At 53.2% G+C, this 19,112-nt stretch carries 18 protein-coding genes; 13 read left to right on the top strand and 5 right to left on the bottom strand.

Features of this window, described 5'->3' with window-relative positions:
* The first annotated feature begins 44 nt into the window (after positions 1 to 44).
* From ABXT62_RS11075 to ABXT62_RS11015, 13 genes are all read left to right on the top strand, one after another.
* Positions 45 to 806 (top strand): SDR family NAD(P)-dependent oxidoreductase, encoded by a 762-nt coding sequence (locus ABXT62_RS11075; RefSeq protein WP_415355349.1) that lies wholly within the window; start codon positions 45 to 47, stop codon positions 804 to 806.
* Positions 807 to 839: 33 nt separating this feature from the next.
* Positions 840 to 1,997: an acyl-CoA dehydrogenase family protein gene (locus ABXT62_RS11070; RefSeq protein ID WP_415355348.1), complete on the top strand. Its 1,158-nt coding sequence runs from the start codon at positions 840 to 842 to the stop codon at positions 1,995 to 1,997.
* Positions 1,997 to 3,127 (top strand): CaiB/BaiF CoA transferase family protein, encoded by a 1,131-nt coding sequence (locus ABXT62_RS11065; RefSeq protein ID WP_415355347.1) that lies wholly within the window; start codon positions 1,997 to 1,999, stop codon positions 3,125 to 3,127. Before ABXT62_RS11070 ends, ABXT62_RS11065 begins: the two co-directional genes overlap by 1 nt.
* Before the next feature lie 24 nt (positions 3,128 to 3,151).
* Positions 3,152 to 4,009: a MaoC family dehydratase N-terminal domain-containing protein gene (locus tag ABXT62_RS11060; protein WP_415355346.1), complete on the top strand. Its 858-nt coding sequence runs from the start codon at positions 3,152 to 3,154 to the stop codon at positions 4,007 to 4,009.
* 377 nt (positions 4,010 to 4,386) lie between these two features.
* Positions 4,387 to 4,983, top strand: a complete 597-nt coding sequence (locus ABXT62_RS11055; RefSeq protein ID WP_415355345.1) for a GspH/FimT family pseudopilin — start codon at positions 4,387 to 4,389, stop codon at positions 4,981 to 4,983.
* Complete coding sequence (gene pilV / locus ABXT62_RS11050; protein ID WP_415355344.1) at positions 4,967 to 5,629, top strand: type IV pilus modification protein PilV; 663 nt, start codon at positions 4,967 to 4,969, stop codon at positions 5,627 to 5,629. Before ABXT62_RS11055 ends, pilV begins: the two co-directional genes overlap by 17 nt.
* Complete coding sequence (locus tag ABXT62_RS11045; RefSeq protein ID WP_415355343.1) at positions 5,626 to 6,606, top strand: PilW family protein; 981 nt, start codon at positions 5,626 to 5,628, stop codon at positions 6,604 to 6,606. The genes pilV and ABXT62_RS11045 overlap by 4 nt, the downstream gene beginning before the upstream one ends.
* Complete coding sequence (locus ABXT62_RS11040; RefSeq protein WP_415355342.1) at positions 6,603 to 7,106, top strand: PilX N-terminal domain-containing pilus assembly protein; 504 nt, start codon at positions 6,603 to 6,605, stop codon at positions 7,104 to 7,106. Before ABXT62_RS11045 ends, ABXT62_RS11040 begins: the two co-directional genes overlap by 4 nt.
* Positions 7,107 to 7,151: 45 nt before the next feature.
* Positions 7,152 to 11,045, top strand: a complete 3,894-nt coding sequence (locus ABXT62_RS11035) for a pilus assembly protein (RefSeq protein WP_415355341.1) — start codon at positions 7,152 to 7,154, stop codon at positions 11,043 to 11,045.
* On the top strand, positions 11,045 to 11,500 hold the full coding sequence (locus tag ABXT62_RS11030; protein WP_415355340.1) for a type IV pilin protein: 456 nt from the start codon (positions 11,045 to 11,047) through the stop codon (positions 11,498 to 11,500). Before ABXT62_RS11035 ends, ABXT62_RS11030 begins: the two co-directional genes overlap by 1 nt.
* 23 nt (positions 11,501 to 11,523) lie before the next feature.
* A complete protein-coding gene (locus ABXT62_RS11025; protein WP_415355339.1) occupies positions 11,524 to 11,835 on the top strand; it encodes a hypothetical protein in 312 nt (103 codons plus the stop codon).
* A 222-nt stretch (positions 11,836 to 12,057) separates the two neighbouring features.
* Positions 12,058 to 13,650, top strand: a complete 1,593-nt coding sequence (locus ABXT62_RS11020; RefSeq protein WP_415355338.1) for an isocitrate lyase — start codon at positions 12,058 to 12,060, stop codon at positions 13,648 to 13,650.
* Between the two features lie 157 nt (positions 13,651 to 13,807).
* Positions 13,808 to 14,326, top strand: a complete 519-nt coding sequence (locus ABXT62_RS11015; RefSeq protein WP_415355337.1) for a winged helix-turn-helix transcriptional regulator — start codon at positions 13,808 to 13,810, stop codon at positions 14,324 to 14,326.
* A gap of 15 nt (positions 14,327 to 14,341) precedes the next feature.
* Here ABXT62_RS11015 and ABXT62_RS11010 read toward each other — a convergent pair whose 3' ends face one another.
* The 5 genes from ABXT62_RS11010 to cobO form a co-directional block, all read right to left on the bottom strand.
* A complete protein-coding gene (locus ABXT62_RS11010; RefSeq protein WP_415355336.1) occupies positions 14,342 to 15,619 on the bottom strand; it encodes an O-acetylhomoserine aminocarboxypropyltransferase/cysteine synthase family protein in 1,278 nt (425 codons plus the stop codon).
* Positions 15,620 to 15,765: 146 nt separating this feature from the next.
* A complete protein-coding gene (locus ABXT62_RS11005; protein ID WP_415355335.1) occupies positions 15,766 to 16,629 on the bottom strand; it encodes a cobalamin-binding protein in 864 nt (287 codons plus the stop codon).
* On the bottom strand, positions 16,626 to 17,420 hold the full coding sequence (locus tag ABXT62_RS11000; RefSeq protein WP_415355334.1) for a heme ABC transporter ATP-binding protein: 795 nt from the start codon (positions 17,418 to 17,420) through the stop codon (positions 16,626 to 16,628). Before ABXT62_RS11000 ends, ABXT62_RS11005 begins: the two co-directional genes overlap by 4 nt.
* Positions 17,421 to 17,454: 34 nt before the next feature.
* Positions 17,455 to 18,507, bottom strand: coding sequence for a FecCD family ABC transporter permease (locus tag ABXT62_RS10995; RefSeq protein WP_415358201.1), 1,053 nt, complete (start codon positions 18,505 to 18,507; stop codon positions 17,455 to 17,457).
* Positions 18,500 to 19,108: a cob(I)yrinic acid a,c-diamide adenosyltransferase gene (gene cobO, locus ABXT62_RS10990; RefSeq protein WP_415355333.1), complete on the bottom strand. Its 609-nt coding sequence runs from the start codon at positions 19,106 to 19,108 to the stop codon at positions 18,500 to 18,502. The genes ABXT62_RS10995 and cobO overlap by 8 nt, the downstream gene beginning before the upstream one ends.
* Positions 19,109 to 19,112: the final 4 nt, after the last annotated feature.

Raw genomic sequence — 19,112 nt, 5'->3', positions numbered from 1 at the left:
TTTGATATCCTTAGTGGCTAATGCGTAAATACAGGAGAATTGTCATGGCGCAACTTCAGGACAAAGTGGCTATTATTACAGGGGCTGCGCGGGGCCTTGGCCGAGCGTATGCAGAGGCTATGGCGCGCGAGGGCGCTGCTATCTTTGCCTGTGATGTTAACAGTTGTGATGAAACCGTGGCAGCTATTGTCGCGATGGGCGGTCGGGCGGAGTCGGCTGTGACTGACATCGCGAGTATGTCCAGTTGTACGGCGATGGCAGAGCAGGCGGTCAGCGCATTCGGAAAAATCGATGTGCTGGTCAATAACGCTGCGCTTTACGGCGGCCTGAAGGGCGCACGCTTTGAGCAACTGGATGAAGCGCAATGGGATGCCGTGATGAACATTAATGTCAAAGGGCTGTGGCAGTGCTGTAAGGCGGTAGTCGATCCGATGCGCGCCGCCGGTGGTGGTTCCATTATTAATATTTCGTCACTGGCGGCGGTTTATGGGCTGCCCTATGGCATGGATTATGTGGCATCCAAGGCGGCGGTAATCGGAATGACGCGTGCCATGGCGAGGGAGCTAGGTAAGGATCGAATTCGTGTGAATGCTGTAGCGCCATCAGCAGTAATGACAGAAGGCACTGAAGAGTTTTTTGGCGAGAAGCTAGAAAAAGCTAAACAGGTAATCGCCGCCGGGCAGCTGATACAGCGCAATCTTCAAACAGAGGATCTGACGGGGACGATTGTCTACCTTGCCTCTGATAGCAGTGCATTCGTGACCGGACAAACACATATGGTCGATGGTGGTTCGTGGTTTCTCTAGGCCCACTCAAAAACTTTTCTGAGGATACATACCGTGGCGATTGATCAAACCTACCCCGAAATTCGAGCGGCTGTGTCCAGCCTGTGCTCGCAGTATCAGGGTGATTATTGGCGAAAGATGGATGCTGCAAAAGCGTACCCCACTGAATTTGTTCAGGCTCTGACAAGTGCGGGCTTCCTTGCGACGCTGATCCCAGAGAATTACGGTGGCGCTGGTCTGCCCCTTGGCGCTGGCTGTGCTGTCCTTGAAGAGGTGCACCGAAGCGGAGGCAATGGGGCGGCCTGCCATGCGCAGATGTACACCATGGGTACCCTGTTGCGCCATGGCAGTGAAGAGCAGAAAGAGCAGTTTCTGCCGGCCGTCGCTGATGGTAGTTTGCGCCTGCAAACGTTTGCCGTGACAGAGCCTGGCAGTGGTACCGACACCTCGCGTATTCGTACAAACGCTGTGCGTGATGGGGAGGACTATGTCATCAATGGCCAGAAAGTCTTTATTTCTCGCGCCGAGCACTCCGACTTAATGATACTGCTGGTCAGAACCACGCCTAGGGACCAGTGCGTCAAACATACCGATGGTATGTCTGTGCTGTTGGTGGATATGCGCGAAGCGGTGGGTAATGGCTTGACGATAAAACCCATTGAAACGATGATGAATCATGCCAGCACCGAATTATTTTTTGATGATCTCAGGGTTCCCGCCTGCAACTTGATTGGTGAAGAGGGTCAGGGCTTCAAGTGTATTCTTGACGGCATGAACGCTGAACGTATTCTGATCGCAGCCGAATGTATTGGTGATGCTCGCTGGTTTACGGCCAAGTCGGCGGATTATGCGCGCGAACGCACCGTCTTTGACCGACCCATCGGGGTCAATCAGGGGATTCAGTTTCCCATCGCCAAAGCGTATATCCAGACCGAGGCAGCTGCTCTGATGGTGCAGCGGGCGGCTGATTTATACGACGCTGGCAAGCCTGCAGGATCAGAAGCGAATATGGCAAAACTGCTGGCCTCTGAGGCAGCATGGGCCGCGGGAGACACCTGCATTCAGACGCATGGTGGCTACGGGTTTGCCACAGAATACGACGTCGAACGTAAGTTTCGTGAAACTCGCCTCTACCAGATAGCGCCTATATCGACCAATCTAATTTTATCTCACATTGCTACGCGTGAGCTTCAATTGCCGCGGTCTTTTTGATGGGGCTTGCACTTGAAGGTGTGCTAGTCGTCGCGCTGGAGCAGGCTGTCGCCGCTCCTTTCTGTACGTCACGTCTGGCTGACGCTGGAGCGAGGGTGATTAAAGTCGAGCGACCGGAGGGGGATTTTGCGCGAAGTTACGATGATGTGGCAGATGGTGAGAGCGCTTATTTCGTCTGGGTTAATCGTGGTAAGGAATCCATTTGTCTGAATATTAAGGATTCGCGTGATGCCGACTTGCTACGACGAATACTGTGTGAAGCCGATATCTTTATTCAAAACTTTGCACCAGGTGCTGCTGCTAGAGCAGGCTTTGATGCCAATGAATTACGCCAGGCTAATCCACGGTTAATCACCGTCGATATCACCGGTTACGGCGCTAGTGGTCCCTACCGGGACATGAAAGCCTACGATCTGTTGGTGCAGTGTGAAAGTGGTTTGGCGTCCATTACCGGAGCACCGGATCAGCCGGGTAGGGTGGGGGTATCTGTCTGTGATATCGCCTGTGGTATGTATGCGCATGCAGGGATACTGGAAGCGTTGATTGAACGCCAGCGGACCGGGCTTGGAAAAGGTCTTTCAGTGTCACTGTTTGATGCGTTAGCAGACTGGATGACAGTACCGTTGCTGCATCAGCAGTACACTGGCACAGCGCCCGCCCGGATGGGGCTCAACCATCCCTCTATTGCACCCTACGGAGCTTATACCTGCAAAGGTGGAGCCCAGCTGGTCATCGCGATCCAAAATGATCGCGAATGGATACGTTTTTGCGCTGATGTGCTCGAGCTTCAGACGCTGGCCGAGGATGCACCATACCTTACCAACATTGCACGTTGTATGAACCGCGCGGCACTGGATGATAAGATCAATAGCGTGTTTTCTAACTTAACGCCCCAAGAGTTGGAGCGACGGCTATTGCAGGCAAAAATCGCCTTTGGGGCAGTCAACTCAGTGGCTGATTTGGTGCAGCATCCGCAGCTACGTCGCACCTCCGTGGTAACCCCTTCCGGGATGGTAGAGCTGGTTGCGCCACCGGTAAAAACAAGTGGCGAGCAATACCGATTACGGCCGGTGCCAGGGCTGGGAGAGCATACCGATTCAATTCGTCGCGAGTACCACAGTGATACCTGACGACGCTGTCTTGGCTGATTGTGTATGAGCACTGTTGATATTGAATTTTTACAGGGCTGGGTTGGTAGTACTGAGACGCACTGCGATGTGATATCAGTCGCGCCAGTCGCAGGGCTGTCCGCAAGTCTAGATTACCTAAGCCCTCTAGCGCGAGTCGGCGAGGCACTGCCGCCGGGCTGGCACTGGTTGTACTTTCAGGACGCTGTTGCGGCGTCAAACCTAGCGATTGACGGACACGTAAGACGTGGCGAATTTATGCCGCCGGTGCCGCTCTTGCGTCGTATGTGGGCGGGCGGCCGCCTGCGTTTTTTTTCGCCTGTTACTATCGGTGACGAAGTCCGTCGGGTATCAACCATTGCGTCCATTACGCATAAAGAGGGTCGCAGTGGGGCGTTGATTTTTGTCACGCTAAGCCACCAGATTTTCCAGCAAGACAAGTTGGCCATTGAGGAAGAGCAGAATCTGGTGTATCGCGACTATGGCACTGGTAAAAATATAGTCAGGCCCGCGCCAGCAGAGTCTCAGTGGTCTAGGGAAATCTGCCCAGATTCCGTACTGCTGTTTCGGTACTCCGCACTGACGTTTAACAGCCACCGCATTCACTTCGATCGGAACTACGCCACTCAGGTTGAGGGTTACACTTCGCTGGTCGTGCACGCGCCGTTGACGGCGACACTGCTTCTGGATTTACTCCGCCGCGAATTACCCGATAGCGCAGTCAAAGACTTTGAGTTTCGCGCCATTAAGCCTCTGCTTGAGGGCGCTCCACTGTTTCTTCAGGGTCGACGGGATGGCCAGGAAGTGAGTTTGTGGGTTCTGGATGACTCGGGCGCGCTGGCTATGGAGGCGAGAGTAACCTTATTTATGCCAGAGAATATTTAGCCAGAACGTCGCGCGATTTTTCGACGGAGTCTTCTGATAATGCTAGTCGTTAATACCTAGAATAATTCAATCTAAATTCGAATCTTTCGATGTAGCTTCCGGAATTTACATTGTTTAAACTGTCGATTGCCAACAATACGATATCGAATAATGTAATAACAAGATATTCAAAATTGATATATCTAGAGTCTATAAATGCACAATACACTATAAAAATAGTGTTTTTTTAAAAAAATGTAAAATAATTGAAAGACTCATTCATGCGGAATGTGAACTTCTTGTGCGCAATAGGTCTGGCATAGTCTCTCTCTAAGGCGCAATCTATGCGAAGCGTTGCAGGTGTAACGCGTGCATGATGAAGAGCGGTGCTGAACAGTATGCAAAAAAGGAGAACTCAAGACTACGATGTGACGGCCAATGGGTTTACCCTCATTGAAATGCTAGTTGCCGTTTTGATTTTGGGTGTTCTTTTACTGGTAGCGGCTCCCGGTTTTTCTGATCTTATCAGCAATAACAGGATGGTCTCCGAAGTGTATGTCCTGCGTGCTACGCTAAGTCATGCGCGCTCGGAGGCACTGGCGCGTCGTGCGCCCGTGGTGGTGTGCCCTACCACTGACGGCCTCGCTTGTGCGGACTCCAACGATTGGTCGGCCGGTTATATGACCTTTGTCGATACCGATAATAACAATGTTGCCAATTCCGCGGATGTTGATGAAGACATTATTCAGTGGGAGGCCAGGCAAAGCCCTGTCGCGATAGGCTTCGATAATGTTAGTAAGCGAGTGCGCTTCGGCGGGCAGGGCATCGCACTGGGATTTGACGGGACCTTTACGTTCTGTGATAGCCGTGGGGCAGGGGATGCCCGCGCACTTATTCTTAACCCGGTAGGTTCGCTGAGAGCGGCTCTCGACAACGACGCCACGCCCGATGGCATCGTCAATGCTTTGGATGATGCTAATGTTGTCTGCAACTAGAAAAATCCATTGTGTGGGCGGCCCAGTTCAGTCGGGCTTCACCCTGATTGAGGCACTGGTTGCCGCTTTTATCTTGGCAGTGGGGATTATGGGTATTGTGAGCCTGCTGTCTCTGTCCAAAGTGTCCCAGCATGAATCTATACAACGGACCCGAGCCGTGGTGTTGGCCGATGATATTCTGGAGCGTATTCGCAGAAATCCGGCGGGCATGTCAGTCTATAATGTTGGCTTGTCGGCCCCGTTGGGCGGTGCGAGTATTGGGGCAGAACCCGTGCCTAATTGTCAGTCTGCCATCTGTACCCCAACTGAACTCGCCACTCATGATCTGTGGGCCTGGGAACGATTGCTCGATGGCACCTCAGCCATTGTCACCGATAGTGGGGCGCCCACGGTAGGTGTACGCAATGTGAGTGCGTGCGTCAATTTTACTGCCGATGACTGCAGACAGAATACCGGCATAGTGGATGTGGTGATCCAATGGCAGGGATTGCAAGAAACGGCTGACGCAGTCATCAGTGGAGGAACAGTCTGTGGGGATGCAGCGGCCGAAGATACAACCCGGCGTCAAGTTATCGTGAACAGCTATGTGATGGATGAGACGGAACGCATGGATGAGACGGAATGCATGAATGAGACCGAATTATGAGATCTTATAGACACCTCCGGCGTCGGCATAAACCCACTAAGGGGTTTTCGCTGGTAGAGCTCATGGTTGCCATGGTGCTGGGTTTTATTGTTATCGGTGGCGCTATTTCGGTCTATCTGGCCTCCAAGCGATCGTTGACAGAGGTCGAGCAGGTGGCAACGCTCTCCGAGAACGGACGTTTTGCATTGCAACTGCTTGGCTATTCTGCGCGCCATATCGGGTTCTATGGCGGCCCTAACCCTTACGATATTAGGCCGGAGAAGCAAGTAGGGGCAGTGGCCGGAGACTGCACGGATATTGCGGCGGCCTATGACACTGAGAACTCATTTTTTGCTCTTCGCGCGGGGGGCCCTGAGAACGACGCGACCAGCGCGAGGGTAAAGGGTTGCATTACGGATGCGATGCCCTATACAGACGTATTGGTTATTAAAAATGCTGGCTCCAGTCCCCTGTCTGGTGGATGGAGCAGTCAACAAACCTACGTCATCGCGGGCATAGTCTCATTCGAGCTGCGCGATGGAGCAGACATGCCGCTTGATATCGGTGAAAGTTATGTCGCGTATCCCTACCGCCTACAGATTTACTATATTCGCGATGGTGCCACACCGACGCTCAGCCGCAAAATTTTGGCCTGGGATGCAAGCGCGGGATCGATGTCTATACAGACCGAGGACCTGGTGCAGGGGGTAGAAAATATGCGCTTCCGATTCGGCTATGATTCTAACGACGACGGTGAAGTGGACACTCTAGCGAATGTGACCGATGTCACTGATGCCGATAAATGGGATCAGGTGACCTCATTGCAGGTCTTTCTGTTACTGGCCAGTGATGTCTCCGACCCAAACTACACGGATGGGAAAACCTATCAGTTAGGTGATATTGCCGTTTCTCCAGAAGACTCTGTGCGCAGAATTCTCCTGCACTCTAATATGACACTGCGCAATCGAAGGCTGGCTTGGCGTGGAGGGGGACAATGAGCAATCCAATCCTAAACGCAATGAGAAACGCTACGCGGCAGAGCGGAGTCGCTCTGGTTACAGGACTGTTGTTTCTTCTGGTGGTGACGATTATTGCGATTACGGCTGCTAACAACAGCACGCTGGGTCTTAAAATGTCTGCCAGTGTGCAAGATTCGTACCGTTCATTTCAGTCTGCAGAAGCGGGCATCGATGCCGTGCTGGGGCTTGGAGTCACGCCCTTGAATCCATTTGAGAAAAGAATTGATACGGCCGACCCGTTGCAGGGGCTTACTGATTTTGAGGGGAGCATGAATCATCCGTTTAGGAATCAGGCGGCAGATCCTAGCACTGTGCCCATTGATGTGGACGTTCGTTTTATCAGAACCGGTCGCTGCAGACTGGCTGATTACAGTGATCTATTTGATTGTGACTACTACCGTATTAAATCCGAACATGTCGAGCCTGGCCGGGCCAGAACCCAAATTCAACTCGGCGTCGCCGCGCCCGCACAAAAGTAGTGATCCAATGAGCCAGTCAGCTAAGTATCCGTGGAGGACAGTGCCATGCTTAACACCATGATCCGACCATTATTAGCGTTGCTAGCGGTCATTGCTTTCGCCTTGACAAATGCTATCTTTCCGGCCAATGCCGATGACACGGAAATTTATCTGGCGGACTTTGACGCCAGCAGTATTGCCGCACGTGCCAAGGTGCTGATCGCCTTTGATGACTCCGGAAGTATGAGCACGATGGTTGAACAGCAGCGGCCTCCCTACGACGCGGGTGAAAGTTATTCAATGAGTGTTATGGCCGACCGAATCTATTGGTCTACCGACGGAAGCATACCTTCCGCCAGCAGCAATAACTGGTTTTCAGCGGAACAGAACCGCTGCGCTTCTTCCTATGGCGATCTCGATGTTAGTGGTCGATTTACGGCCGAACGTGCCAGGCGCTGGGTAGACTCTGCTGTGCAGCAGGGGCAATGCACCACTCAGTGTCCCGACGGCACAGAATATCGCAATCCTCCCGGCCCCAATAATGCAGGGTGTTATGAGGAGGTGGCCTCTAATGTGCCCGTTGCCAAGCTCGTTTATCGTCGTGACGATTGGTCCAATAATAGGTGCTACGAAGGGCTATTTTATGTGGATCCGCCTGGCAGTAATAACGATGCATGTTACGAAGAAGTGACGTCAACTGAGTCCGTAGAAGGCTGGGTGTACCGTTCCAACGATAGTAGTAACGCGTGTGTTGGCGGTAATACCTATCTGAGGGTAAACCCTCCAGGCAGTAATAACACCTATGACGCCTGCTTTGAAAGCGTTACGGAGCCGGAATATACAGTGTCATCCGACTGGGAATATGTCGGGCCTCGCGTAGAAGTCTGTGAAGAAGAGACGGTCGTGCCCGGTTCATGGCAAAGTCTCATTGGCAGCGACAATGCGCCGTCACATGTGGAGTGCCGCGATGATGTCACGAACAGTGTCGACGACAATGGCCCGAGTCAAGGCGTCGGATACCCTCAAAACAATGTCATTAATGGCAATGAGTATGGACCTAGCGCCGACTCAACGGTGGAGTGGGGTGACACACCTTATACGTTCTACACGTCTAATTACCTGAACTGGCACCACGATGATAGTCTGATTGTGTCGCGCTCAAGGCTGGATATAGCGCAAGAAGTCATCTCAACTATTATCGATACCAATCCCAGTGTTGACTTCGGTCTACTTGAATTCAACTACGATGCGGGAGGACGAATAGCGCATCGCATCATACAGAATATGAGCAATATCCAGCGCGATAATCTCATTGGCCTAGTGGGCCAGATAGATCATGGAGGCAGCACCCCAATGTGTGAATCCGTGTATGAGGCCTACAATTATATTGCGGGCAGGCCGGTTGAGTATGGCAACTCTGCACTATCAGGCAGTGACTCTTTCGGAACTTGGGACGTATTATCGAAGGATTCTCTCGCCGAGAGTGGTGGCTCATACATTTCCCCCAATAGCGAATGCGCCTATACGTACATCATACTGATGACTGATGGCTTACCGCAAAGGGATACCGGTGCGAATCAACGGATTAAGGATCTAGCTGGTGTGGAGGGCTGTGAAGTTTATGACAGTGCCGACAGCGGCGGGCTGACCGAAAACTGCCTCCCACAACTGACCGAGTATATGGCCAACAATGATCTCGCGCCCAATACTGATGGCGATCAGTTCGCCATTACCTACACCATTGGATTTACTACCAATCAGCAACTGCTGAGCGACGCGGCTAAGAACGGCAAAGGAGAATACTATACGGCAGATAATGCTCAACAACTAACCGAAGCCTTTCAGGGTGCGATTGTCGGTATCCTGTCGCAGGCGACCACGTTTACTTCCCCTGCTGTTGCTGTGGATACGTTTACGCGCACCCAGAGCCGCGACGAGGTGTTCTACGCCATGTTCAAGCCGAGGTCCTCTGTTGATTGGATAGGCAATATCAAAAAACTAAAATTGGATGGAAACAAGGTGCTGGTTGACTCTGGAGGTCAGCCAGCCTTGGATGCCACGACAGGTAATCTCAAGGGCAGCGCAACGACTTTCTGGAGTACGGCCGCGGATGGAGGGGATGTCGACAAGGGTGGCGTCGGCGCTCTGTTAGCCATTCGCGATCCCGCTACACGCGACATCTATAGTGATACGGGGGCTAATGGGGCGTTCGAAATATTCAACACAGCCAATTTCGATGCCGATGCACTGGGACTGTCATCGGATGCCGAATTATACAGTGTGCTGGGAGCCTCCACTCAAACGGCTGCTGAGATGCAGATTGATTGGGCCAGAGGTTATGATGCCTATGACAGGGATGGCGACGCGATCACCAATGAATCTAGGAACTGGATTCTGGGCGATATGCTGCACAGCCAGCCCTTAGTGCTCAACTACGGTGCCAGAGGCAGTTTTACAACATCCAGCCCCGATTTGAGATTGTTGGTAGGTTCTAATTCGGGCTTCGTACATCTGTTCGGGAATAGTGATGGCGAAGAGGACTGGGCTTTTTTCCCCAAAGAGCTCGCCTCAATTCTTCCCAAACGCAGGCGCAATACGCTGTCTAATGAACACGTCTATGGCATGGACCTGACCCCGGTAACCTATACCTACGATAGTAATCAGGATGGCACGCTTGATTCCAGTGGTGGCGATAAAGTCTGGGCCTATCTTGGAATGCGCAGAGGTGGAAGCGCCTACTATGCCCTGGATCTGTCTAACCCCGACAGTCCGTCTTTTATGTGGCGTATTGACGACAGTACATCGGGCTTCGGTGAGCTTGGGCAAACTTGGTCTGAGCCTGTAGTAACGAGAATACCAGGCTACGTTGATGGTAGCGGTGTTAACAAACCGGTGCTGGTGTTTGGAGCTGGCTACGATACCGGTAAAGATGCATCGGGTGTGGGAACTCCCGATCAGGAGGGCAGAGGCCTCTATATCGTGGATGCCCAGACCGGTGCTCTGGTTTGGAGTGTGACGCCTGCAAGCAGTAGTGCTACTAATTTGCAGGAACAAGGCCTTCTCCACTCAGTGCCTGCTGAAGTGGCCGTGCTTGACAATAACGAAGACGGAACTGCCTACCGAATCTACTTTGGCGATACAGGCGGCAATTTGTGGCGTGTTGATCTGTCGGGTAATGTGCTGCCCACGTCCAGCCAAGATACCTGGCAAATTAACAAGCTGGCTTCTTTGAATAACGGCAGCGCCGCTAGCGATAGGCGTATCTTTAACAAGCCAGACGTCGTCTTAATGCGTTCGCGTGGAGAAGTTATCGATGCCATTATCATCGGTACCGGCGACAGAACCAACCCGAATGCGACTGATGTCGACAATCGTATCTATATGATTCGCGATCGTGCAACCCTGCCATATAGCACTGTGAGACCCACCCCCGGTGAATGTATAGGACCTGAGTTTTTAGATTTCCGATGCGGTTGGCCGATTTTCGATGATGATTTTTACGACATCACGGAGAAGACGATTACTGAGGGGTCAGAGACAGAGAAAATCATTGCGATTGAATCTTTGAGGGTTGCCGATGGCTGGGCGTTTGACCTGCTTTATGCGGGCGAGAAAGGCTTGGCAAGTTCGGTCACGGTTAACGGCAAGGCGTATATAGGCACTTTCACGCCGTCAAGCTTGTTCAGTGACAGCAACTCCTGCGTCCCGCAGTCGGGGACAGGGCAGCTGTATATCATGGATATCTACGATGGAGACAGGGACGCGATCGATCTCGGCCCTATTATTCCCGACACGCCCGCGCTGTATTTTTCTGACGATAGCAGTATCTATATCTTGCTGCCCCTTGGAGTGTCGGATGTAGCTATTGCGGACGTAATAGATTGCAAAGGGGGCGTCTGCGACATCTTCCAGAGTATACCGCCACCTTACGGCAAGTACTGGTTCCAGGAGGCGTACTAGTGAGTCGGATAAGCGGTTTTCAGCCGAGCCATTCGTCACCAGCCAGGGGTTTTACGCTGGTTGAATTGATGATTGTTATTGTGATCGTTGCCATACTGCTGGCGGTGGCCCTGCCCAGTTACCAAGATAGTGTGCAGAAGGGCAGGCGTGCCGATGCCAAGTCAGCCCTGCTCGATGTGGCCAATCGCCAGGAAGGCTATATGTTGGATAGGGGAACCTATTCTCTGGAACTGACAGATCTTGGTTTTAATCAGAACCCTTATACCTCTGAAGACGGGCACTACAGCGTGGCGGCGACTGTGTGCAGCGGCGGTTCAATTGCGCGCTGTTTTGTACTGACTGCGACACCCCTGTCGGGCTCGCCTCAGGTAGATGACACGCGGTGCACGGCCTTTATCCTTCATTCGAATGGCTCTAAAACGGCGACAGGTAGTGATGAGCTAAACTGTTGGTAATCAAATACGCAGAGGTACACCCAATGTTAGACGTGAAAACGATACTGCTGGTCATTCTCTCCGTGCTCACCACCGCTGAAGTGTTGGCTGAGAGGGCGTGGCCGAATAAGGTATTTGACTGCCAGGTCGTGACCGACTCTGGGTCAACCGGTTTAGTGGGCCTGCAGACCTTTTCATTGAAAGACGCTGAAGAAGGTGTGGTGGGGCTCACTGCAACAACGCTTTTGGGTAATAGGGAGAATGCCGTTCGTGTTGTGCAGTGTGTGGAGCAGGGTCGCGGGGCATCGTTTAGGGATCAGAATTTTCAGGCCTGGGTAGACGGTCAGCCGCGCTAAGATCTGTCTTTTTGTCTGACGGCAGCTGAATCCTCAGGCCGTGGGACAGGCATGTCCAGTCACGATAATTCACCCTGTGAATAGTAAAAATCTTTACCATAAATTTCAATTATGAGACGCCAGTCTTTACACTACGCGCCTGTTAGCTGGTCGGGCAGTGCGCTGTGCGTCACCCTGCCAGACCCATTGAAAAATCACACGCTAGTGTACAGAGGGACTACCATGTCTACATTTCAAACTGATATCGCTGAATTGGATCAACTGCGTGAAAAGAACGGCAGTGCTTGGGATCATATCAACTCTGAATCAGCTGCGCGTATGCGTCTGCAGAACCGCTTTAAAACCGGGCTGGACATTGCCAAGTACACCGCCTCGATTATGCGTCAGGATATGAACGAGTACGATGCCGACAGTAGTCAATACACTCAGTCTTTGGGTTGCTGGCATGGCTTTATTGGGCAGCAGAAACTGATTGCCATCAAGAAACACTTCGACGATACCAGTAAGCGCTATCTGTACCTGTCTGGCTGGATGATTGCCGCACTGCGATCCGAGTTTGGACCGCTTCCTGATCAGTCCATGCACGAGAAGACCTCAGTGTCCGCGTTGATTGAAGAGTTATATACCTTTTTACGGCAGGCCGATGCTCGAGAGCTCGGTGGACTGTTTCGCACGCTGGATGCGGCACGTGCAGCCGGAGATCAGGCTGCAGAGCAGGCTGCGCAGAAGAAGATCGACAATTTTCAGACGCACGTTGTGCCTATCATCGCGGATATCGACGCCGGTTTTGGTAATGCCGAAGCAACCTACCTGTTGGCGCGGCAAATGATCGAGGCGGGCGCTTGTGCCATCCAGATCGAGAACCAGGTGTCCGACGAAAAGCAGTGTGGCCACCAAGACGGTAAAGTCACAGTCCCCCATGAAGACTTTTTAGCCAAGATTCGCGCGGTGCGTTACGCCTTTCTCGAACTAGGCATTGACGACGGTGTGATCGTCGCCCGTACTGACTCGCTCGGTGCTGGCCTTACCAAGCAGATCGCGGTGACTCAGACCCCAGGTGATCTCGGTGATCAGTACAACAGCTTCCTCGATATGGAAGAGCTAGACATCTCAGCAATGAGCCATGGCGACGTGATTATCAAGCACCATGACAAGCTGATGCGTCCTAAGCGTCTGCCATCCAACCTGTACCAGTTCCGCCCCGGTACCGGTGAAGACCGCTGCGTCTTAGACAGCATCACCTCCTTGCAACACGGTGCCGACCTGTTGTGGATTGAAACTGAGAAGCCGCATATCGGTCAGATCGGCGGCATGGTTAAGCGTATTCGAGAAGTGATTCCCAACGCCAAGCTAGTCTATAACAACTCACCGTCATTCAACTGGACACTGAACTTCCGTCAGCAAATTTTTGACGCATGGAGCGAAGCAGGGAAAGATGTTTCAGCCTATCAGCGCGATGCACTGATGAGCGTCGATTATGATGAGACTGAGTTGGCCGCTGAGGCAGACGAGAAGATTCGTACGTTCCAGTCAGATTCTGCGCGTGAAGCGGGTATCTTCCATCACCTGATCACATTGCCTACTTACCATACCGCGGCACTGTCGACCGATAACCTGGCCAAAGAATACTTTGGTGAGCAAGGTATGCTGGGCTACGTTAAGGGCGTTCAGCGTAAAGAAATTCGTCAAGGTATTGCCTGTGTCAGGCACCAGAACATGGCGGGCTCTGATCTGGGCGACGACCACAAAGAGTACTTTGCGGGCGAAGCGGCCCTGAAGGCGGGTGGTAAAGACAACACAATGAATCAGTTTTAGCGGGTAATGACGCGAGCTTAGCGTTTTAGCGCGAGCATTTTTGGGCGGGGTTTATCCCCGCTTTTTTTTGCCCGCTATTCGAGGGTTCCTCTGTCGAACGAATATGGTACCTTTCAGTTGTAAGCCTTGTGTCGACGACACTGGGAGGGAGAGACTTATGCGTTGGGATGATATTGATAAACAGGTTTGTTCCGTGGCACGGGCGTTGTCCGTAGTGGGCGAGCGCTGGACCATGTTGATTTTACGCGATGCGTTTCTGGGTACACGCCGATTCGATCAATTTCAGAGTAATTTGGGCATTACTCGCCATCGCCTCTCAGAGAGGCTTGGCAAACTGGTGGAGCAGGGCGTTCTGGTGAAAGTCCCCTACCACGATCGTCCGCTGCGCTATGAGTATCGCCTGACGCGTAAAGGTCTGGGCCTATATTCTGTGCTCATGAGCCTGTCTCGCTGGGGTGACGAGTGGATGGACAGGGGCGAGGGGGCACCTTTGGAATACGTACACCAGAGTTGTGGCCACAAGACCAGTCCCACCCTCACATGCAGTGAATGTGGCGATCCTCTACGACCAGAGGAAGTTAGGCCGCAGCTAGGGCCAGCGCTGTGCGATCCTGATCGCCCAGCGGAGGCCACATCGCTGTCGGATATCCCGACACTATTGAAGCGAACCGTATAGCGGGGGGTGACCTCTTTACGCTTTAGCGGCTAGCAACGCCTGATCGATATCCGCCATAATGTCGTCGATATGCTCGATACCAATAGATAGCCTGACCATGTCGTCGCTGACACCGGCAGATGCCAGTTCCTCGGCATTGAGCTGTCGGTGGGTCGTGCTGGCCGGATGACAGGCTAGAGACTTCGCATCACCAATGTTTACCAAGCGTAAAATTAACTGCAGTGCGTCGATAAAGCGCGTTCCTGCAGCCATTCCGCCGTCGATACCAAAACTGAGGATGCCGGCCGCTTTACCGTTGCAAAATGTCTTACTGTTTTCGCGATAGGGGCTATCGGCAAGGCCGGCATAATTTACCCAGCTCACCTGCGGGTGCTGCTGTAACTGTTTTGCGACCTTTTCGGCATTCTCACAGTGCCGTTCCATACGCAGACTCAGAGTCTCCAGGCCCTGCATGATCTGAAAGGCGCTCTGCGGCGACAGAGCAGCACCGGTATTGCGCAACGGAACGACTCTACAGCGACCAATATAGGCTGCCTCTCCCATGGCTTCGGTGTAGACAACACCGTGATAAGACGGGTCGGGGTTATTCATTATGGGGAAGCGATCATTATGCGCAGCCCAGTCGAATTTGCCTGAATCGACGATGGCACCGCCGATCGTAGTGCCGTGGCCACCGATATATTTGGTCAATGAATGTACTGAGATATCGGCACCGTAGTCGAATACTCGACACAGTATTGGTGTCGCCACAGTGTTGTCTACAATCAACGGGACGCCTGCAGCGTGAGCGATATCAGCCCAGCGCTGAATGTCGACAATATTACCCGCCGGATTGCCTATGGATTCGCAAAATAGCGCCTTGGTATTTTCGTCGATTAGAGAGGCTACTCTGTCAAAATCATCCGCCTTGGCAAACCGGGTTTCAATACCTTGTCTCGGAAAAGTATGGGCAAACAGATTGTAGGTGCCCCCATAAAGCTGTGAGGTGCTGACGATATTGCTGCCGACCTCGGCGATCGCCTCAATGGAATAGCGGATTGCCGCCATGCCTGACGCTACAGCAAGAGCACCAACGCCGCCTTCCAGTTCAGCTAAACGCTGTTCAAGTACCGCATTCGTGGGATTCATAATGCGGCTGTAGATGTTTCCCGGCACCGCTAGGTTGAACAGGTCAGCACCGTGCTGACTGTCGTTAAAGGTAAACGATGTTGTTTGGTAAATGGGCGTGGTCGCAGCATTCGTTGTGGGGTCGCCCGCATAGCCAGCGTGAAGAGCGATAGTTTCTGGTTTCATTGCCTTATCCTTTCTGGAGGGAGATTAAACATTACATCAGGGTCGATCTTAGCAAAGGCAGTGCAGCTAGCAAAGGCAAGACGATGATTGGATAGCATAAATTTGGGGCGGTATAGTATTGAGGCGGTCTAGCATCGAAGCCGGAGTCAACGGATCTGATCCAATTGTTGGCACAAGCTTCGGGCCCCCAGCACGATGCGGGCAGAGGGTCGCTGCAGGTGGTCGGGGTTGACAAAAAACAAGGCTTCGTCTGCTACAGCGGTGAGAGAAGGATAGGCTCGCCACTGATCCAGCCATTCCGGCCGCGCTTCCCCCATACCGCTGGCAACGATAGCATCGGGGTCACGTAACAGGACAGATTCGATGCTGACTCTCGGGGCGAGTGAGCTGGCATCACCGAACACGTTGTGACCACCACACAGGGCGATAATCTCGCTAATCAGGTGCTCGCCATTCACAGTTTGCAGTGGGTCGTTCCAAATCTGATACAGCACGCTTAACGATCGTTTCTCCCCATAGCGGCGGTGTAAAGCGTTGAGTTCTGTCTCGATGCGGCTGGCTTCGGCTTCACCGATGGCTGGCGTTCCCGCTAACTGGCTGAGGTTGCGGATGCTCTTTGGCACATCCGAGAGTTGACGTAGTTCACTGACATAGACTGGGATGCCCAGTGCCTCAAACGTTGACAGCGTTTGCATACCATTACCCGAGCCCCACATAACAACCAGGTCAGGATTCAGAGCCAGAACCTGCTCTAGACTGAATGCGTTGTAGGTCCCCACTTCAGGAACATTTTTGGCCTCATCCGGAAAATCGCTGTAGCTGACAACGCCCACTAATTTGTCGCCGGCACCGGCGCTGTAGAGGTTTTCGACGATATGCGGTGCCAGTGCCACAATGCGTTTAGCGGGTTGATCCAGCGTTACCTCGCGGCCTGAGAAATCTTGCACGGTAATCGCTTGCGCAGGAACCGCGATAACGTAGAGGAAAAGCAGTGCAAGCCACAGTTTCATCGCAAGGCCGGGCGCAGAGGTGTGATCATAGGGTAGCCCTCTTGCGGATGATGCCCAACAGTAACGTCCACCCCAAAGACTTCTTTAAACAGTGTTGTGGTGAAAACCTGTTCCGGGCTTCCATAGGCTACCTGACATCCGTTGTCTAGCACCAGTATCTGGTCCGCAATGCTGGCCATAAGGTTTAAGTCGTGTATCACCACTACCAGCGCGCAGCCCCGCATGGCGAGTTGATGCGTCGCCATAAGTACCAGCTGCTGATGAGCCAGATCTAGTGCAGAGGTAGGCTCATCCAGCAACAGAAGGCTGCCACTCAGCGACTCTTGGCCTAAGACTTGGGCAAATATCCGCGCCAGCTGTGTGCGTTGTTTTTCACCACCGGAAAGTTGCGTGTAGAGCCTGTGGCGCAGGGATGCAGTGTCTGTGAGGTCCAGTGCCTGTTCGACGATATCGCTGTCGCCTTGGTAGCCACTGCTATGCGGTATGCGCCCCAGCCTCACGACTTCTTCGACGGTATACGGAAAGCTGAGGAGAGACATCTGTGGAAGAAAAGCCAGCCGTTGTGCGCGCTCCTGTGGTGGCCATTCAGTCAGGGACCGATCACAGAAGGTCAATTGTCCAGTGCTGGGTTGGATGTCGCCCGCGATCAGTTGCAGCAGACTGGACTTACCTGCGCCGTTCGGTCCCGCAAGCCCCAACACAGTGCCAGGCTGCAGGGTGAAAGCGATATCCTTGAGCAGTGCTTGCCCCCAGGGTGCAGCGCAGACGCCTTTGAGTTGTAGCGTATTCACAGACTAAACCAGTAGGGGTGTTTGCAGTTGTTCACTACTGCATCCCGTAATGGTGGCGGTTACGCAACAGGGATATAAAAAATGGGACGCCAACGATGGTGGTGATAACACCCACGGGTAGTTCGGTGGGTGCCACCACAACCCGAGCGAGAGCATCCGCCACGACCAGCAACAGCGCGCCTGCCAAAGCGGATGCTGGCATCAGATAGCGATGATCAGGTCCGGCTAACATGCGCACTATATGCGGCACGACTAGGCCCACGAAAGCGATGGTGCCCACAAGGGCAACTGAGGTGCCGACACCGACTGCCACCCAGATAATCAGTGCAAGCTTGATGCGGTCGACCTTGATGCCTAGATGGCGGGCTTCTGACTCGCCCAACAACAGCGCGTTCAGCGCCCCCGCGTAGCGCGGTAGTGCCACTAACAATGCGCCACCCACTACCGAGGCCAGTATCAAACGAGGGTAGTTCGCTCCGTCCAGTCCTCCCATCTTCCACAGGCTAATCCGCCTTAGCATGTTGTTGTCGGCAAAAAATTCCAGCAGGCTGCCAATCGATCCAGACAGGGCGGTGATCGCGATACCCGCCAATAACATAGTCGCCACTGACGTCCCGTTGGCTGATGTTGCTAATCGGTAGACGAAGAGCACGGCAATCACGCCTCCCACAAAGGCCCCAGCCGATACGAGTGACAGTCCAATATACCCTTGCAGCAGGCTACCTCCGGTAACGATGATCAGGGCGGCGCCCAGTGAGGCGCCGGCCGTTACGCCAATCAGCGAGGGGTCTGCGAGTGGATTACGAAATAGCCCTTGCATAGCGGCGCCGCTGATGGCCAGCGTGGCACCCATAACCGCTGCGAGCAGGACCCGGGGCAAGCGTATCTGCCCCACAATGAGGGCGTTCTGGTTGGCGGCTTCTCCCAATACTGTATCGAAGAGACCTTGGCCGACATCTAGGAAGGAAAGACTGACTGCGCCACTTGCCAATGCCAATGCCATAGCGCAGGGTAATATGGCCGCAAGAATAGCGATCAGTAATCGCGCGCGTTGTTGCCTCTGTGAGTAAAGGCTAGCGCTAATAATCAACGCCTTTGCGGGCCATAATGCCCGCCTTAAACGCGTGCTTTACTTCTCGGACTTCAGACACGGTATCCATGGCTGCCTGCAAGGCTGAGCCGCCCCCGCGTCCGGTGACGACCACGCTTTGCGTGAACGGACGTTCGTTAATCGCGTGGATGATTTCGTCTGCAGGGAGGTAATCGTAGGCGATCATGTAGGTGAGCTCATCCAGTATAACAAGATCGTAGCGGCTATCAGCTAGCATCTCTTTGGCCACTGCCCAAGTGCGAATCGCCGCGATAATGTCGCCACTACGGTCCTGCGTGTCCCAAGTGAACCCCGTACCCATTTGATAGAAGCTCACCTGCGGACACTGCTCCTTCAGGTAGATTTCCTCGCCTGACAGTTGCACGCCCTTGATGAACTGCACAACGCCCACGGTGTAGCCATAACCGAGGGCTCGCATTACCATGCCAAACGCGGAGCTCGACTTACCTTTGCCATCGCCAGTAAGAAGGACGGCTACACCTCGCTCTGTGTCAGCGGCGTCGATGCTAGCATCGATACTGGCCTTTTGTTTTTCCATGGCCGCTTTGTGCTTTGCGTTCTTGCGTTCGTCACTCATGACA

The sequence above is a fragment of the Halioglobus sp. Uisw_031 genome, from assembly GCF_047729875.1.
In the GTDB taxonomy this organism is placed as follows: Bacteria; Pseudomonadota; Gammaproteobacteria; order Pseudomonadales; family Halieaceae; genus Marimicrobium.
Note: the sequence above shows the minus strand (reverse complement) of the source record. Positions and strands in the feature narration are given on the sequence as shown.

What these genes read in the sequence shown, in the direction of transcription:
- ABXT62_RS11020 (WP_415355338.1), top strand. Translation starts at nt 12,058, where the DNA reads ATGTCTACATTTCAAACTGATATCGCTGAATTGGATCAACTGCGTGAA.
- ABXT62_RS11010 (WP_415355336.1), bottom strand. Translation starts at nt 15,619, where the DNA reads ATGAAACCAGAAACTATCGCTCTTCACGCTGGCTATGCGGGCGACCCC.
- ABXT62_RS11065 (WP_415355347.1), top strand. Translation starts at nt 1,997, where the DNA reads ATGGGGCTTGCACTTGAAGGTGTGCTAGTCGTCGCGCTGGAGCAGGCT.
- ABXT62_RS11015 (WP_415355337.1), top strand. Translation starts at nt 13,808, where the DNA reads ATGCGTTGGGATGATATTGATAAACAGGTTTGTTCCGTGGCACGGGCG.
- ABXT62_RS11025 (WP_415355339.1), top strand. Translation starts at nt 11,524, where the DNA reads ATGTTAGACGTGAAAACGATACTGCTGGTCATTCTCTCCGTGCTCACC.
- ABXT62_RS11060 (WP_415355346.1), top strand. Translation starts at nt 3,152, where the DNA reads ATGAGCACTGTTGATATTGAATTTTTACAGGGCTGGGTTGGTAGTACT.
- ABXT62_RS11040 (WP_415355342.1), top strand. Translation starts at nt 6,603, where the DNA reads ATGAGCAATCCAATCCTAAACGCAATGAGAAACGCTACGCGGCAGAGC.
- pilV (WP_415355344.1), top strand. Translation starts at nt 4,967, where the DNA reads ATGTTGTCTGCAACTAGAAAAATCCATTGTGTGGGCGGCCCAGTTCAG.
- ABXT62_RS11005 (WP_415355335.1), bottom strand. Translation starts at nt 16,629, where the DNA reads ATGAAACTGTGGCTTGCACTGCTTTTCCTCTACGTTATCGCGGTTCCT.
- ABXT62_RS11055 (WP_415355345.1), top strand. Translation starts at nt 4,387, where the DNA reads ATGCAAAAAAGGAGAACTCAAGACTACGATGTGACGGCCAATGGGTTT.
- ABXT62_RS11075 (WP_415355349.1), top strand. Translation starts at nt 45, where the DNA reads ATGGCGCAACTTCAGGACAAAGTGGCTATTATTACAGGGGCTGCGCGG.
- ABXT62_RS11045 (WP_415355343.1), top strand. Translation starts at nt 5,626, where the DNA reads ATGAGATCTTATAGACACCTCCGGCGTCGGCATAAACCCACTAAGGGG.
- cobO (WP_415355333.1), bottom strand. Translation starts at nt 19,108, where the DNA reads ATGAGTGACGAACGCAAGAACGCAAAGCACAAAGCGGCCATGGAAAAA.
- ABXT62_RS11035 (WP_415355341.1), top strand. Translation starts at nt 7,152, where the DNA reads ATGCTTAACACCATGATCCGACCATTATTAGCGTTGCTAGCGGTCATT.